The sequence below is a fragment of the Methylobacterium sp. Leaf112 genome, assembly GCF_001423295.1.
Classification (GTDB): domain Bacteria; phylum Pseudomonadota; class Alphaproteobacteria; order Rhizobiales; family Beijerinckiaceae; genus Methylobacterium.
The window spans coordinates 91,639-105,661 of the sequence record NZ_LMNG01000023.1; the positions used below are offsets into that span (position 1 = coordinate 91,639).

The window sequence follows — 14,023 nt, forward strand, 5'->3', positions numbered from 1 at the left end:
TGCTTTCCTATCGCGGCAGGACGCTGGCGCCCATGAGCGCCTCGTCGATGGACCGCGCGGCCTGCCGGCCCTCGCGGATCGCCCACACCACGAGAGATTGCCCACGGCGCATGTCGCCGGCGACGTAGATCTTTTCGTTCGAGGTCCGATAATCGACGGTGTCGGCAGTGACGTTGCCACGCTTGTCCATGGTCACACCGGATTCTTCCAGCAAGCCCTTACGAACGGAGCCGGCGAAGCCGATCGCCAGGAAGACGAGATCGGCCGGCAGCACGAACTCGCCGCCCGGGATAGGCTGGCGCTTCTCGTCGACGCGGGTGCAGACCACGCCGGTGAGCTTGCCCTTCTTGCCTTCGAGACGCAGGGTCGCCGCCTGGAACTCGCGCTCGGCGCCCTCGGCCTGGCTCGACGAGGTTCGCATCTTCGTCGGCCAGTACGGCCAGACCGAGAGCTTGTCCTCGCGCTCCGGCGGACGCGGGCGGATATCGAGCTGCGTCACAGACAGGGCGCCCTGGCGGAACGAGGTCCCGACGCAATCGGACGCCGTGTCGCCGCCGCCGATGACGACGACGTTCTTCGCCGTTGCGAGGATCGGCTGTTCGCCGTTGCCTGGCATCGGCTCCGCCCCGACCCGGCGGTTGGACTGGACGAGGAACGGCATGGCGTAGTGCACGCCGATCAGGTCCTGACCCGGCAGCTGCGGGTTACGCGGGTCTTCTGCGCCTCCGGCGAACAGAACCGCGTCGTGCTCGGCCGAGAGCTCGTCGAGGGGCTTCGTCACGCCGACATTCACGCCGTAGTGGAAGCGGACGCCCTCCGCCTCCATCTGCTTCACACGCCGGTCGATATGGCGCTTCTCCATCTTGAAGTCGGGGATGCCGTAGCGCAGCAGGCCACCGGCCTTCGGCTCACGCTCGAAGACATGGACCTCGTGGCCGACGCGAGCGAGCTGCTGCGCCGCGGCCATGCCGGCGGGACCGGACCCGATGACCGCAACCTTCTTGCCGGTCTTGTGGCTGGCCGGCTCGGGCTTGACCCATCCGTTGTTCCAGGCGCGATCGGCGATGGCCTGCTCGATGGTCTTGATCGCCACAGGCTGATTCTCGAGGTTCAGCGTGCAGGCCTCCTCGCAGGGCGCAGGACAGATGCGGCCGGTGAACTCGGGAAAGTTGTTCGTGGAGTGCAGGTTGCGCGCCGCCTCCTCCCAATCCGACTGGAACACGAGCTCGTTCCAGTCCGGAATCTGGTTGTGGACCGGGCAGCCGGTATCCCCGTGGCAGAACGGAATGCCGCAATCCATGCAGCGGGCCGCCTGCTTTTTCAGGTCATGCTCGTCCAGCGGCAGCGTGAACTCACGAAAATGCCGCACGCGGTCGGCGGCGAGCTGATACTTCTGCTCCTGCCGGTCGAATTCGAGGAAACCCGTGACCTTGCCCATCGTCTGACTGTCTTTCGCGAGTCTGTCTGATCCGTCGCACGGAAAGTGGCCGGATCGGCCTGTTCCGCTTTCTTCCTCCGAACCGGCTTCTTCGCCAGTTCGCTTCTCATGTCGTTCGCCCGGTCGCGCAAACCGCCACCCTCTGGGTAGGATCACCCGAGCGACGATCGTGTCGGGTTACGACACGGGTCTGCAGTGCGGAGCCTACTCGGCTGCCACAGGCATCCGCGCCATTTCCATCTCGCGCAGTGCCCGGCGGTACTCCACCGGCATCACCTTGACGAACTTGGTGCGGTAGCCGGCCCAATCGTCGAGAATTTCCTTGGCACGCGGGGAGCCCGTGTACTTCAGGTGGTTGGTGATGAGTTGGCTCAGGCGCTCCTCGTCGTGGCCCGACATGTCGGCCAGGATATCGACGCGGCCCTTGGTCTCGAGATCGCCGTCCTGATGGAAGCGACGCATCAGGTCGTCCTCCTCCTCGATGGGCTCGAGATCGACCATGGACAGATTGCATCGTGCCGAGAAGGAGCCATCGGCATCGAGGACGTAGGCGATGCCGCCCGACATGCCGGCCGCGAAGTTGCGCCCGGTCTCGCCAATGGAGACGACGACGCCGCCGGTCATGTACTCGCAGCCATGGTCGCCCATGCCCTCGACCACCGCGATGGCGCCGGAATTGCGCACGGCGAAGCGCTCGCCGGCCGAGCCCCGGATGTAGGCCTCGCCCGCGATGGCGCCGTACAGCACGGTGTTGCCGGCCATGATCGTGTGCGCGGACGGCGCCCGCAGAGCGTCGGACGGGCGGATGATGAGCTTGCCGCCCGACAGGCCCTTGCCGACGTAGTCGTTGGCATGGCCCGTCAGCACCACGGTGACGCCTGCGGCGAGCCAGGCACCGAAGCTCTGACCGGCGGTGCCCGACAGGTTCACCCGGATGGTGTCGTCGGGAAGCCCCTCGTGGCCGTAGCGCTTGGCCACGGCGCCGGACAGCATGGCGCCGGCGGTGCGATCCGAGTTCTTGATCACATCCTCGACCACGACAGCCTCGCCGCTGTCGAGCGCCGCGCTGGCACCGGCAATGAGGCGCCGATCCAGGACGTGGTCGATGGGGTGCTTCTGCTTCTCCGTATGCCGGATCGCCACGTGCGCCGGCACGTCCGGACGGTGGAACAGCTTCGAGAAATCGAGGCCCTTCGCCTTCCAGTGCTTGATCACCTCGAGGGTATCGAGGAAGTCCGCCCGGCCAATGAGGTCTTCGAGCTTAGTGTAGCCCATGGCCGCCATGAGCTCGCGCAACTCCTCGGCGACGAAGAAGAAGTAGTTGACCACATGCTCGGGCGTGCCCTTGAAGCGCTTGCGCAGGACGGGGTCCTGCGTCGCCACACCCACCGGGCAGGTGTTCAGGTGGCACTTGCGCATCATGATGCAGCCGGCGGCGATGAGCGGCGCGGTGGAAAAGCCGAACTGGTCGGCACCGAGCAGCGCCGCGACGAGGACGTCGCGACCTGTGCGGATGCCGCCATCGGCCTGAAGCACCACGCGGCCGCGCAGGTGGCTCAGCACAAGGGTCTGCTGGGTCTCGGCGAGACCCGTCTCCCACGGACCACCGGCGTGCTTGATGGAGGTGAGCGGCGCCGCGCCCGTGCCGCCATCGAATCCCGAGATGGTGATGTGGTCGGCCCGTGCCTTGGCGACACCAGTCGCCACGGTGCCGACGCCGACTTCCGACACCAGCTTGACCGAGACGTCGGCATCCGGGTTGACGTTCTTCAAGTCGAAGATGAGCTGGGCGAGATCCTCGATGGAATAGATGTCGTGGTGCGGCGGCGGCGAGATCAGGCCGACGCCCGGGGTGGCGTAGCGGACCTTGGCGATCTTGGCGTCGACCTTGTGACCGGGCAGCTGGCCGCCTTCGCCGGGCTTGGCGCCCTGCGAGACCTTGATCTGCATCATGTCGGCGTTGACGAGATATTCCGTCGTCACGCCGAAGCGGCCGGACGCCACCTGCTTGATCGCCGAGCGGCGCGAACGCCCATCGGCCATGGGCTTGAAGCGCTCGACCTCCTCGCCGCCCTCGCCCGAATTCGAGCGGCCGCCGAACGAATTCACGGCGATGGCCAAGGTTTCGTGTGCTTCCTTCGAGATGGAGCCGTACGACATGGCGCCCGTGGCGAAGCGCTTGACGATGTCGACGGCCGGTTCGACCGCCTCGATGGCGACGGGCGCTCGGCCGAGCTCGGCCGCCTGCTTGATGCGGAACAGGCCCCGGATGGTCTTGAGGTGGCTCTCCTGCTCGTTCACGAGGCGGGCGTATTCGCGGTAGCGCTCGGGAAGGCCGAGGCGCACGGCGTGCTGGAGCGTCGCCACGGAATCCGGCGTCCAAGTGTGGCTCTCGCCGCGCAGGCGGTAGGCGTACTCGCCGCCCACATCCAGCGCCGTGCGGTAGACCGGTGCATCGCCGAACGCGTCGGTGTGCCGGCGCGCCGTCTCCTCGGCGACCTCGGCCATGCCGATGCCCTCGATGGTGGTGGCGGTGCCGAAGAAGTCGCGCGCCACGAAGGCCGAGTTCAGGCCGATGGCGTCGAAGATCTGCGCACCGCAATAGGATTGGTAGGTCGAGATGCCCATCTTGGACATGACCTTGAGCAGGCCCTTATCGATGGACTTGATGTAGCGGTAGACGATCTCGTCGGGGGTCAGGTCCGGCGGGAACTCGTCCTTCATCGCGATCAGCGTCTCGAAGGCGAGGTAGGGGTTGATCGCTTCGGCGCCGTAGCCGGCGAGACACGCGAAGTGGTGCACTTCGCGTGGCTCGCCCGATTCCACCACGAGACCCACGGAGGTGCGAAGCCCCTTGCGGATGAGGTAGTTGTGTACGGCGGCCGTGGCGAGGAGCGCGGGAATCGCGATGCGATCGGGGCCGACGCCGCGATCCGACAGGATGATGATGTTGTAGCCACCGCGCACGGCGACCTCGGCCCGGTCGCACAGGCGGTCGACGGCGCCCTCCATGGCGGCCGCCCCGGTCTCGGCCGGGAAGGTCATGTCGAGGGTCTTCGTGTCGAACCGGTCCTCGAAGTGCGAGATCGAGCGGATCTTCTCGAGATCCCCGTTGGTGAGGATCGGCTGCCGGACTTCCAGGCGCTTCTTGCGGGACGCGCCTTCCATGTCGAGGAGGTTCGGGCGCGGACCGATGAACGAGACGAGGCTCATGACAGCCTCCTCGCGGATCGGGTCGATGGGCGGGTTGGTGACCTGCGCGAAGTTCTGCTTGAAGTAGGAGTAGAGCGACTTCGGCTTGTCCGAGAGGGCCGAGAGCGGCGTGTCGGTGCCCATGGAACCCACCGCCTCCTGGCCGGTCACGGCCATGGGCGCCATGAGCAGCTTGAGGTCTTCCTGGCTGTAGCCGAACGCCTGCTGGCGATCGAGCAGCGACACGTCCGAGCGCGAGGCGCGCGGGATCACGGGCTTCAGGTCCTCCAGCACGATCTGGGTGTTCTTCACCCACTCGGCATAGGGGTGGGCTGCGGCGAGCTCGCTCTTGATCTCCTCGTCGGAGACGATGCGGCCCTTCTCCAGATCGATGAGCAGCATCCGGCCCGGCTGCAAACGCCAGGACTCAACGATCTTCTCGTCGGGGATCGGCAGCACGCCCATTTCGGAGGCGAGCACCACGAGGCCGTCGTCGGTGACGAGGTAGCGCGCGGGACGCAGGCCGTTGCGGTCCAGCGTCGCGCCGATCTGGCGGCCGTCGGTGAAGCACACGGCGGCCGGACCGTCCCACGGCTCCATCAGGGCGGCGTGGTACTCGTAGAACGCCTTGCGCTCCTCGTTCATGAGCGGATTGCCCGCCCACGCCTCGGGGATGAGCATCATCATGGCGTGGGCCAGCGAGTAGCCGCCCTGCACGAGGAATTCGAGGGCATTGTCGAAGCACGCGGTGTCGGACTGGCCCTCGTAGGAGATCGGCCACAGCTTCGAGATGTCGTTGCCGAACAGCTCGGAATCGACGCTGGCCTGGCGCGCAGCCATCCAGTTGACGTTGCCCCGCAGGGTGTTGATCTCGCCGTTATGCGCGACCATCCGGTAGGGGTGCGACAGGCGCCAGGTCGGGAAGGTGTTGGTGGCGAAGCGCTGATGCACGAGGGCGAGGCCCGAGACGTAACGCTCGTCCTGCAGGTCGCGATAATAGTCGCCGAGCTGGGTCACCAGCACCATGCCCTTGTAGACGATGGTCCGGGTCGACAGCGAGACGGGATAATAGACGTCGGCCCGCGGGTCCTTGAGGCCGTAGACCTTGTTCGAGATCACCTTGCGGACGGTGAAGAGGCGGCGCTCGAAAGCGTCCTCGTCCGTGATGGCGGCCGGGCGGCCGATGAAAACCTGGCGGTGGTGGGGCTCGGTCTCCTTGACCATCACCCCGAGGTCGCTCGGGTCCACGGGAACGTCGCGCCAGCCGAGCAGCGGCAGGCCCTCCTCGGCCAGGGCCTTCTCGACGATCTCCTCGATGAGCCGCCGCGCCTCGTCGTCCTTCGGCAGGAAGAACTGGCCGATGCCGTAATGGCCCGGCTCCGGCAGGGTGATACCAAGCGTGGCGCACTCGGCCGTGAAGAAGGCATGCGGAATCTGCGTGAGGATGCCACAACCGTCGCCCATCTTCGGATCGGCGCCCACGGCGCCGCGATGGTCGAGGTTCTTCAGGATTTGAAGCCCTTGTGCGACGATGGCGTGGGTCCGGCGATCGTGCATGTCGGCGACGAAGCCGACACCGCAGGCATCGCCTTCGCGAGCAGGATCGTACAACCCCTGAGCCTTGGGCAGCGCCTGATCCCGCACGACGAGGGGCGCACCGCCGTCTCGGGTGGCTGGAATGGACGCCTGAAGCGCCCCGAATTCAGCAGATGCGACCACGCTCACCATTCCTCGCCTCCGACGTGCTCGCTTGCGAGCATGTTTCGTGCCCAAGCGCCAAACGGCTCCCGGGTGCATCCTCTCGACGACGTCGGCTCTCAGCGGATCTGTTTGTCAGCGGGACTTCGGTGAGGAAGCGCCCGCGACCCGCGGGCACGACGCCGGCTTGGTCTCAAGCCACGCGGACCCGAATCGCCACGATGGCGATCGTCTTCGAATCTCGTTTGTTCGCCGGAAACGTCACCCGCGGAGATCCTTGGCCATCCAGGAAGTCACTACCCCGGAAATGGGACAGCGTTGCTGTCCTAACGACGGAAAGTGACAGATTTTAAACGCTCCAGCAAGGCCCGTTCCGACGGCTTGTAAGCCTTTTCCGCGCGCGCGAACGTTTCACGGCCCGCTCCGTTGCCGCAGGTACGGGTTTGGATCGAGTCCTGCTTCGGCATACCCCGACAGAAACCCGCCTCGAAGCCCTCGCATTCCCGCCCCAATCCCACGCTTAACAGGACCTTGCCGGGCACAAGCGGCATGCGGGGGCGAGGCCCTGGCGGAGACCCACCGGAGGACCCGCGCCAACAGCGGGCCTCCGGATCGAACCTTCTGAACGAGGCCTCATGATCGTGCGTGGTCAGAACCAGCGCAGCAAGCCCCGTCCGCGCGCGTCAATGCCGCGCCTCTCAAAGATACTGTGCGGCCTCACCCTGTCCGTCTTCGGATCGGGAATCGCCATGGCGCAGTATTTTGACGACCGCGACATGCCGATGCCGCCGCGCGCCGTGGTGTGGCGACTGAACGACCGCGGATTCACTGCCGTCACCCGACCCCAATTCGACGGTCGTGCCTACGTCGTCGAAGCCGACGACCCCTATGGCGAGCGCGTGCGCGTGTTCGTCGATGCCCACGATGGCGCAATCCTTCGTCGCCAACGTCTGAACGTCGCCCTCGGCTCGCCGCCGGTGCGCGTTGCGCGGCCGGCGCCGGGATACGGTTGGACCGAGGAGGAGGCGGTTCCGCGCCGTCCCGTCCGTGAAGCGGAGCGAATCATACCGCCCAGCACCGTTCCGAACGCACCGCTTCGCCGCGCGCCGCTCGATGCCGTTCGGGTGGGCCGAGCCGAACCCCTGGACCGCAATCCAATGGGCTTGAATCCCGATGCGCCGTCGCAAGCTCAAATCCCCCCCCAAGCTCCGGGTAAGGTGGTCCGGCTCAATCCTCCGCCGAAGCCGGCCGCTACCCGGATCACCCCGCAGGCACCCCGCCTGTCCGAGACACCTTCGTCAAAGCCGGAGGTGCGGGAGCCGGCCGCTGCCTCCCTCGAAGCCCCGAAGTCCGTGACGCCAGCGACGAACGCCACTGCGCCGACACCAGCTGCCGTGCAGCCGCAAATCGACGCGAAGGCGCCTAAAGCGTGGAAGGACCCACCCGCGGATCAGAAGAAGTCGGTTCGGGTGATCGGCGGCGCCACCATCGTGCCGGGGGCAACACCGCCGAGCGAGCCAGCCAAAGACTGACGTCCCCCAGTCAGCCGGCGTCGCTCGCGCCGGCGCCCTGAAGCGCGGGGTCCCGGGTGGCAGCGCGCACGGGGCTCTCTGCCTGAGGCTTCTCGGTGATCGCCTGGAGTGCGAGCGGATCGAGCCCACTCCCTTCCGTGGGGCCGAAAGCGACGAGGGCGTGGCGCATCTTGGGAGTCCAGAACGCCACGATGTGCTTGTGGATGCCGGCAACAGCCTCGTCGTCCGGATACGAGCGGAAGAAGGTGGCGATCTGGTTCGCCATGCGGACGAGTTTCTGATCGGATGTCATGGCGCTCATGGGGACGCTCGCGTCGTTTGCGTTGCAGGATTGATCAGAGAGACGGGGCGAGGATCAAACGCTCGCGACCGTGAAAGACCGTGAGGGTGTCGGAGCGGGCGATAGCGCAAAGGGTCATGCCGTGCAGCCGCGCCCGGTCGATGGCCAGCGATGTCGGAGCGGAGATGGCAACGAGGATCGACGCGCCGAGGCTGGCCGCCTTTTCGACCATCTCGAACGAGCAACGGCTCGTAATCACGAGGAAACCGGTCGCCGGATCGATCCGCTCGCGCATCAGAGCGCCGATGAGTTTGTCGAGGCCGTTGTGACGCCCGACATCCTCCCTTACCGCGAACAGGGACCCGTCGAGATTGGCCCAGGCGGCGGCGTGAACCGCGCGGGTCCGACGATTCAGCACCTGTGCCTCACCGAGTGTGGTGAGAGCCCGTTCGATGGCGGCGATTCCGACACTGCCCGCCCCATCGACGCGAGCTTCGGCCATGGGAAGTGCGGAGAGATCGTCGATCCCGCATACGCCGCAACCGGTCCGGCCACTGATGGCACGTTTGCGGGCAAGGTGCTCACGAAGGCGCCCCGGAGCGAGGTCGACGAGGAGACGCAGGCCCCCATCGGCGATCTCGACCGTGACGTCCCGGATCTCGCCGGCCGAGGCCACGATGCCCTCCGTGAGGCTGAACCCGTAGGCAAAATCCACGAGGTCGGCCGGCGTCGTCATCATCACCGCATACGGCACGCTGCCGTAGACGAGGTTGACCGGCATCTCGACAGCGAGGTCGCGCTCGCTCGGCCGGGCCGCGGGATCGTCGTAGGCGACGACCAAGGTCTTGACGCGCCGGGCGGTCTCGGCCGGCGCGTCGTTCTCGTTCAGGTCCTGGCTACTCGGCAGCATTCAACTGGGTCGCGATACGGGTCAGGGAGAAGTCCTCTTCATAGAACTTCGCCTGCCAATCGGAAGGCCGGTTGGTGCGCCGGACCTGCACCGCCGTCACCTTGTACTCGGGGCAGTTGGTGGCCCAGTCCGAGTAGTCCGTGGTGATGACGTTGGCGCCGGTCTTGGCATGGTGGAACGTGGTGTAGACCACGCCCGGTTGCATCCGCTCGGAGACCACGGCCTTGAGGGCGATGTCGCCCGAGCGGCTTTCCAGCGCCACGAGGTCGCCGTCGACGACGCCGCGCACCTCGGCGTCGAACGGATGGATCTCCAGCACGTCCTCCTCGTGCCAGCGCGAGTTCTCAGTGCGGCGGGTCTGAGCGCCGACATTGTACTGCGACAGGATACGCCCGGTGGTGAGGATGAGCGGGAAGCGCGGACCCGTGCGCTCCTCGGTCGGTACGTACTCGGTGATCATGAACTTGCCCAAGCCCCGCACGAAACGGTCGACGTGCATCATCGGCGTGCCACGCGGCGCCGCGTCGTTGCACGGCCACTGGATCGAGCCGAGCTCGTCGATCTTGGCGAAGCTCACACCCTTGAAGCTCGGGGTGAGCGAGGCGATCTCGTCCATGATCTCGGACGGGTGACTGTAGTTCATCGGGTAGCCCAGGGCGTTCGAGAGCAGCATCGTGCCCTCCCAGTCGCCAACGCCGGAGAGCGGCGGCATCACCTTGCGCACGCGGGAAATACGGCGCTCGGCATTGGTGAAGGTGCCGTCCTTTTCAAGGAACGAAGCGCCCGGAAGGAAGACATGGGCGTACTTTGCCGTCTCGTTCAGGAAGATGTCCTGGATGACGATGCACTCCATCGCCATCAGGCCGGCGGTGACGTGGTGCGTATCGGGGTCGGACTGGGCGATGTCCTCACCCTGGATGTACATGCCCTTGAAGGCGCCATCGACGGCCTCGTCGAGCATGTTGGTGATGCGCAGGCCAGGATCCTTGTCGAGCGAGACGCCCCACAGGGATTCGAAGGTCTCGCGGGTCGCGTCGTCGGAGACATGACGGTAGCCCGGCAGTTCGTGCGGAAACGAGCCCATGTCGCACGAACCCTGGACGTTGTTCTGACCGCGGAGCGGATTCACGCCGGCGCCCAGCATGCCGATGTTGCCGGTGGCCATGGCGATGTTGGCCATGCCCATGACCATGGTCGAGCCCTGGCTGTGCTCGGTGACGCCGAGACCGTAATAGATGCCGGCCGCGCCACCCTTGGCGTAGAGGCGGGCGGCGCCACGGAGCTCGGCCGGATCGATGCCGGTGAAGCGCTCCTGGGCCTCGGGCGAGTGGCGCTCGTCGGCCACGAACCGCGCCCAGGCCTCGAAGTCGCCGAGATCGCAGCGCTCGCGGACATAGGCCTCGTCGATAAGCCCCTCGGTGACGATGACGTGCGCCATCGAGTTGATGAAGGCGACGTTGGAGCCGGGCTTGAGGGGCAGGTGGAAGTCGGCTTTGACGTGGGGCGACTTCACCAGATCGATCTTGCGCGGATCGGCGACGATGAGCTTAGCGCCTTCGCGCAGGCGCTTCTTCATCCGCGAGCCGAAGACGGGGTGGCCGTCGGTGGGGTTGGCGCCGATGACCAGGATGACGTCGGAATGCGCCACCGAGGCGAAGTCTTGGGTGCCGGCCGAGGTGCCCAGCGTCGACATCAGGCCGTAGCCGGTAGGCGAGTGGCAGACGCGGGCACAGGTGTCGACATTGTTGTTGCCGAAGGCGGCGCGAACCAGTTTCTGGACGAGGTAGGCTTCTTCGTTGGTGCAGCGCGACGAGGTGATGCCGCCGACCGAATCCTTGCCGTATGTCTTCTGGATGCGCTTGAACTCGGACGCGGCGCGGTCGATGGCGACCTCCCACGACACTTCCTGCCAGGGGTCCGTGATCTTGTCGCGGATCATCGGCTTGGTGATGCGGTCCTTGTGGGTGGCGTAGCCGTAGGCGAAGCGTCCCTTCACGCAGCTATGGCCCTCGTTGGCCTTGCCGCCCTTGTAGGGAACCATCCGCACCACGCGGGTGCCCTGCATCTCGGCCTTGAACGAGCAGCCGACGCCGCAATAGGCGCAGGTGGTGATCTCGGAGTGATCGGGCTGGCCGTGCTCGATGATCGACTTCTCCTGGAGCGTCGCCGTAGGGCAGGCCTGCACGCAGGCGCCGCAGGACACGCACTCGGACTCCATGAAGTTCGTTGGGCCGGCGGCGACGCGGCTGTCGAAGCCGCGGCCCTCGATGGTGAGCGCGAAGGTGCCCTGCACCTCTTCACACGCGCGGACGCAGCGATTGCAGACGATGCACTTCGACGGATCGTAGGTGAAGTAGGGGTTCGAGGTGTCCTTCGGCAGGTACTGGTCCGAGGACGGCTTGACGTGGTTGGCGCCGTCGTAGCCGTAGCGCACGTCGCGCAGGCCGACCGCGCCGGCCATGTCCTGCAACTCGCAATCGCCGTTGGCCGCGCAAGTCAGGCAGTCGAGGGGGTGATCGGAGATGTAGAGCTCCATCACGCCCTTGCGGAGCTTGGCCAGCTTGTCCGTCTGCGTCGAGACCACCATGCCGTTCTCGGCCGGGGTGGTGCAGGAGGCGGGGGTACCGCGCCGGCCCTCGATCTCCACGAGGCAAAGGCGGCAGGAGCCGAAGGCTTCCAGCGAATCGGTGGCGCAGAGCTTGGGGATCTGCGTGCCGGCGTGCATGGCGGCGGCCATGACGGAGGTGCCGGCCGGCACTGTGACGTGCATGCCGTCGATGGTGAGCGTCACGGTCTGCTCGGACACCCGGATCGGGGTGCCGTAATCGATCTCTTTGATGAGGGCCATGGGTCGCGCCTCCTTACTCGGCGGCGACGGACATGTGTCCGCCACGCTCGAAATCCTCGGGGAAATGGGTGATCGCGCTCATGACGGGCATTGGGGTAAGCCCGCCCATGGCGCAGAGCGACCCGTCGGTCATGACGTCGCAAAGGTCTGAAATGACGGCCAGATTGCGCTGCGTGTCCGTGCCGGCGATGACCTTGTCCATGGTCTCCACGCCGCGCGTCGCCCCGATGCGGCAGGGGGTGCACTTGCCGCAGGATTCCACCGCGCAGAACTCGAAGGCGAAGCGCGCCTGCTTGGCCATGTCCACGGTGTCGTCGAACACCACGATGCCGCCGTGGCCGACGAGGCCCTTCTTGGCCGCCATCGCCTCGTAATCGAGGGGCGTGTCGAGGAGGTGATCGGGAAAGTAAGCCCCGAGCGGGCCACCGACCTGAACCGCGCGCACCGGACGGCCGCTCTGCGTGCCGCCGCCGAAATCCTCGATGATCTCCCGGAGGGTGATGCCGAAGGCGTACTCGATGAGACCGCCATGCTTGATGTTGCCGGCGAGTTGGATCGCCAGCGTGCCGAGCGACCGGCCCATGCCGTATTCGGCATAGGCCTTGGCGCCGTGCTCGAGGATGTAGGGCACGGCCGTGAAGGTCATCACGTTGTTGACCAGTGTCGGCTGGCCGAGGAAGCCCTTGAGCGCCGGGATCGGCGGCTTGGCGCGGACGATGCCGCGACGGCCTTCGAGGCTCTCCAGCAGCGAGGTCTCTTCGCCGCAGATATAGGCGCCGGCGCCGAGGCGCACTTCGAGGTGGAAGGCTTTGCCGGAGCCCATGACGTCGGCGCCGAGGAATCCGGCCTTCACCCCGTTGGCGATGGCTTCCTTCAGGGTCGCGAAGGCCTGCGGGTATTCCGAACGAAGGTAGATGTAGCCGCGCGTAGCGCCCGTCGCGATGCCCGCGATGGTCATGCCCTCGATGAGGTTGAAGGGGTCGCCCTCCATCATCATGCGATCGGCGAAGGTCCCGGAATCACCCTCGTCGGCGTTGCAGACCACGTATTTCTGGTCCGACGCGGCGAGCATCACCGTGTTCCACTTGATGCCGGCCGGGAAACCGGCGCCGCCGCGCCCGCGCAGGCCGGACTCGCGCACCTCGGCGACGATGCCGGCGGCATCGAGCTTCAGGGCCGCTTCCAGACCCCTGTAGCCACCGTGCGCCCGGTAATCCTCGACGGAGACCGGATCGACGACGCCGCAGCGCTGGAAAGTGAGGCGATGCTGGCGTGCGAGGTAGGGGATCTTCTCGGGGTCGCCGAGGCGCAGGGGATGCTCCCCGCCGTCGACCAGGCCGGCGTCGAGCAACGCATCGACATCCCCGGGAGTGACCGGACCGTAGGCGATGCGCCCGTCCGGCGTGCCGACCTCGACCATAGGCTCGAGCCACAGCATTCCGCGCGATCCCGTGCGGACGATGGTGACGTCGAGGCCCCGGCGCTCGGCACCGGCGAACAGGGCGCGTGCGACGCGGTTGGCCCCGAGCCCCAGGGCCACGGCATCGCGGGGAACGTAGAGGGTGATGCTCATGACTTCACCTCGGCGAGGGCTGATTCCAGGGAGTCAGCGGTGAGCCGGGCCAGGGGCTCGTCATCCACGAGGGCGCCGGGGCCGTTGGCGCAGAGGCCGAGGCAGTAGACCGGCTCGACGGTGACCTGCCCATCCGAAGTTGTGCCGTGCCAATCGATCCCGAGGCGGGCGAGGATGTCGGCGTGGAGCTTGTCCGAGCCCATGGCCTGACAGGCCTCGGCCCGGCACAGCTTCACCTGATGCTTGCCCGACGGGGCGCGGCGGAAGTCGTGGTAGAAGGTGATGCAGCCGTGGATCTCGGCGCGCGACAGGTTCAAGGCGTCGGCGATGAGCGGTACGGCCCCCTCGTCGACGTAGCCGAAGGTTTCCTGAAGGGCGTGCAAGATCGGAAGGGTCGCCCCTTCGAGATGAAGATGTTCGGCGATGATCCCGGCGGCGCGGGGCTCGCTCCAGGGCTCGTTCGGCAGCATTGTTCCACCCGGTTTATCTTGTTCTCGTTCCAAGGTGGTATATCACCGAGCTTGAATCAATCGCGCCTTTCCGTTGGTCGAC

8 protein-coding genes are annotated in these 14,023 nt (G+C 66.5%); 1 reads left to right on the plus strand and 7 read right to left on the minus strand.

Annotation, left to right across the window (positions count from 1 at the left end):
- Positions 1-7 precede the first annotated feature (7 nt).
- Both ASF52_RS10820 and gltB read right to left on the minus strand, forming a co-directional pair.
- A complete protein-coding gene (locus ASF52_RS10820; RefSeq protein ID WP_056171654.1) occupies positions 8-1,438 on the minus strand; it encodes a glutamate synthase subunit beta in 1,431 nt (476 codons plus the stop codon).
- Between the two features lie 204 nt (positions 1,439-1,642).
- Positions 1,643-6,358, minus strand: coding sequence for a glutamate synthase large subunit (gene gltB / locus ASF52_RS10825; RefSeq protein WP_056171656.1), 4,716 nt, complete (start codon positions 6,356-6,358; stop codon positions 1,643-1,645).
- A gap of 605 nt (positions 6,359-6,963) precedes the next feature.
- Between gltB and ASF52_RS10830 the strand changes: the two genes are divergently transcribed.
- On the plus strand, positions 6,964-7,860 hold the full coding sequence (locus ASF52_RS10830) for a hypothetical protein (RefSeq protein WP_244473780.1): 897 nt from the start codon (positions 6,964-6,966) through the stop codon (positions 7,858-7,860).
- A gap of 10 nt (positions 7,861-7,870) precedes the next feature.
- Here ASF52_RS10830 and ASF52_RS10835 read toward each other — a convergent pair whose 3' ends face one another.
- The 5 genes from ASF52_RS10835 to ASF52_RS10855 are packed head-to-tail and all read right to left on the minus strand — an operon-like array spanning position 7,871 to position 13,941.
- A complete protein-coding gene (locus ASF52_RS10835; RefSeq protein WP_056171658.1) occupies positions 7,871-8,161 on the minus strand; it encodes a formate dehydrogenase subunit delta in 291 nt (96 codons plus the stop codon).
- A 34-nt stretch (positions 8,162-8,195) separates the two neighbouring features.
- Positions 8,196-9,050 carry a formate dehydrogenase accessory sulfurtransferase FdhD gene (gene fdhD, locus ASF52_RS10840; protein ID WP_056171659.1) on the minus strand — a complete coding sequence of 285 codons (855 nt, stop codon included), beginning with the start codon at positions 9,048-9,050 and terminating at the stop codon, positions 8,196-8,198.
- On the minus strand, positions 9,037-11,898 hold the full coding sequence (gene fdhF, locus ASF52_RS10845; protein ID WP_056171661.1) for a formate dehydrogenase subunit alpha: 2,862 nt from the start codon (positions 11,896-11,898) through the stop codon (positions 9,037-9,039). Before fdhF ends, fdhD begins: the two co-directional genes overlap by 14 nt.
- 13 nt (positions 11,899-11,911) lie before the next feature.
- Positions 11,912-13,471, minus strand: coding sequence for a formate dehydrogenase beta subunit (locus ASF52_RS10850; protein ID WP_056171662.1), 1,560 nt, complete (start codon positions 13,469-13,471; stop codon positions 11,912-11,914).
- Complete coding sequence (locus ASF52_RS10855; protein ID WP_056171665.1) at positions 13,468-13,941, minus strand: formate dehydrogenase subunit gamma; 474 nt, start codon at positions 13,939-13,941, stop codon at positions 13,468-13,470. The genes ASF52_RS10850 and ASF52_RS10855 overlap by 4 nt, the downstream gene beginning before the upstream one ends.
- Between the last annotated feature and the right edge of the window lie 82 nt (positions 13,942-14,023).

Bases quoted from the DNA above. Each gene is read 5' to 3' on its own strand.
- ASF52_RS10855 (WP_056171665.1), bottom strand. From the start codon at position 13,941: ATGCTGCCGAACGAGCCCTGGAGCGAGCCCCGCGCCGCCGGGATCATC.
- ASF52_RS10835 (WP_056171658.1), bottom strand. From the start codon at position 8,161: ATGAGCGCCATGACATCCGATCAGAAACTCGTCCGCATGGCGAACCAG.
- ASF52_RS10850 (WP_056171662.1), bottom strand. From the start codon at position 13,471: ATGAGCATCACCCTCTACGTTCCCCGCGATGCCGTGGCCCTGGGGCTC.
- fdhD (WP_056171659.1), bottom strand. From the start codon at position 9,050: ATGCTGCCGAGTAGCCAGGACCTGAACGAGAACGACGCGCCGGCCGAG.
- gltB (WP_056171656.1), bottom strand. From the start codon at position 6,358: ATGGTGAGCGTGGTCGCATCTGCTGAATTCGGGGCGCTTCAGGCGTCC.
- ASF52_RS10820 (WP_056171654.1), bottom strand. From the start codon at position 1,438: ATGGGCAAGGTCACGGGTTTCCTCGAATTCGACCGGCAGGAGCAGAAG.
- fdhF (WP_056171661.1), bottom strand. From the start codon at position 11,898: ATGGCCCTCATCAAAGAGATCGATTACGGCACCCCGATCCGGGTGTCC.
- ASF52_RS10830 (WP_244473780.1), top strand. From the start codon at position 6,964: ATGATCGTGCGTGGTCAGAACCAGCGCAGCAAGCCCCGTCCGCGCGCG.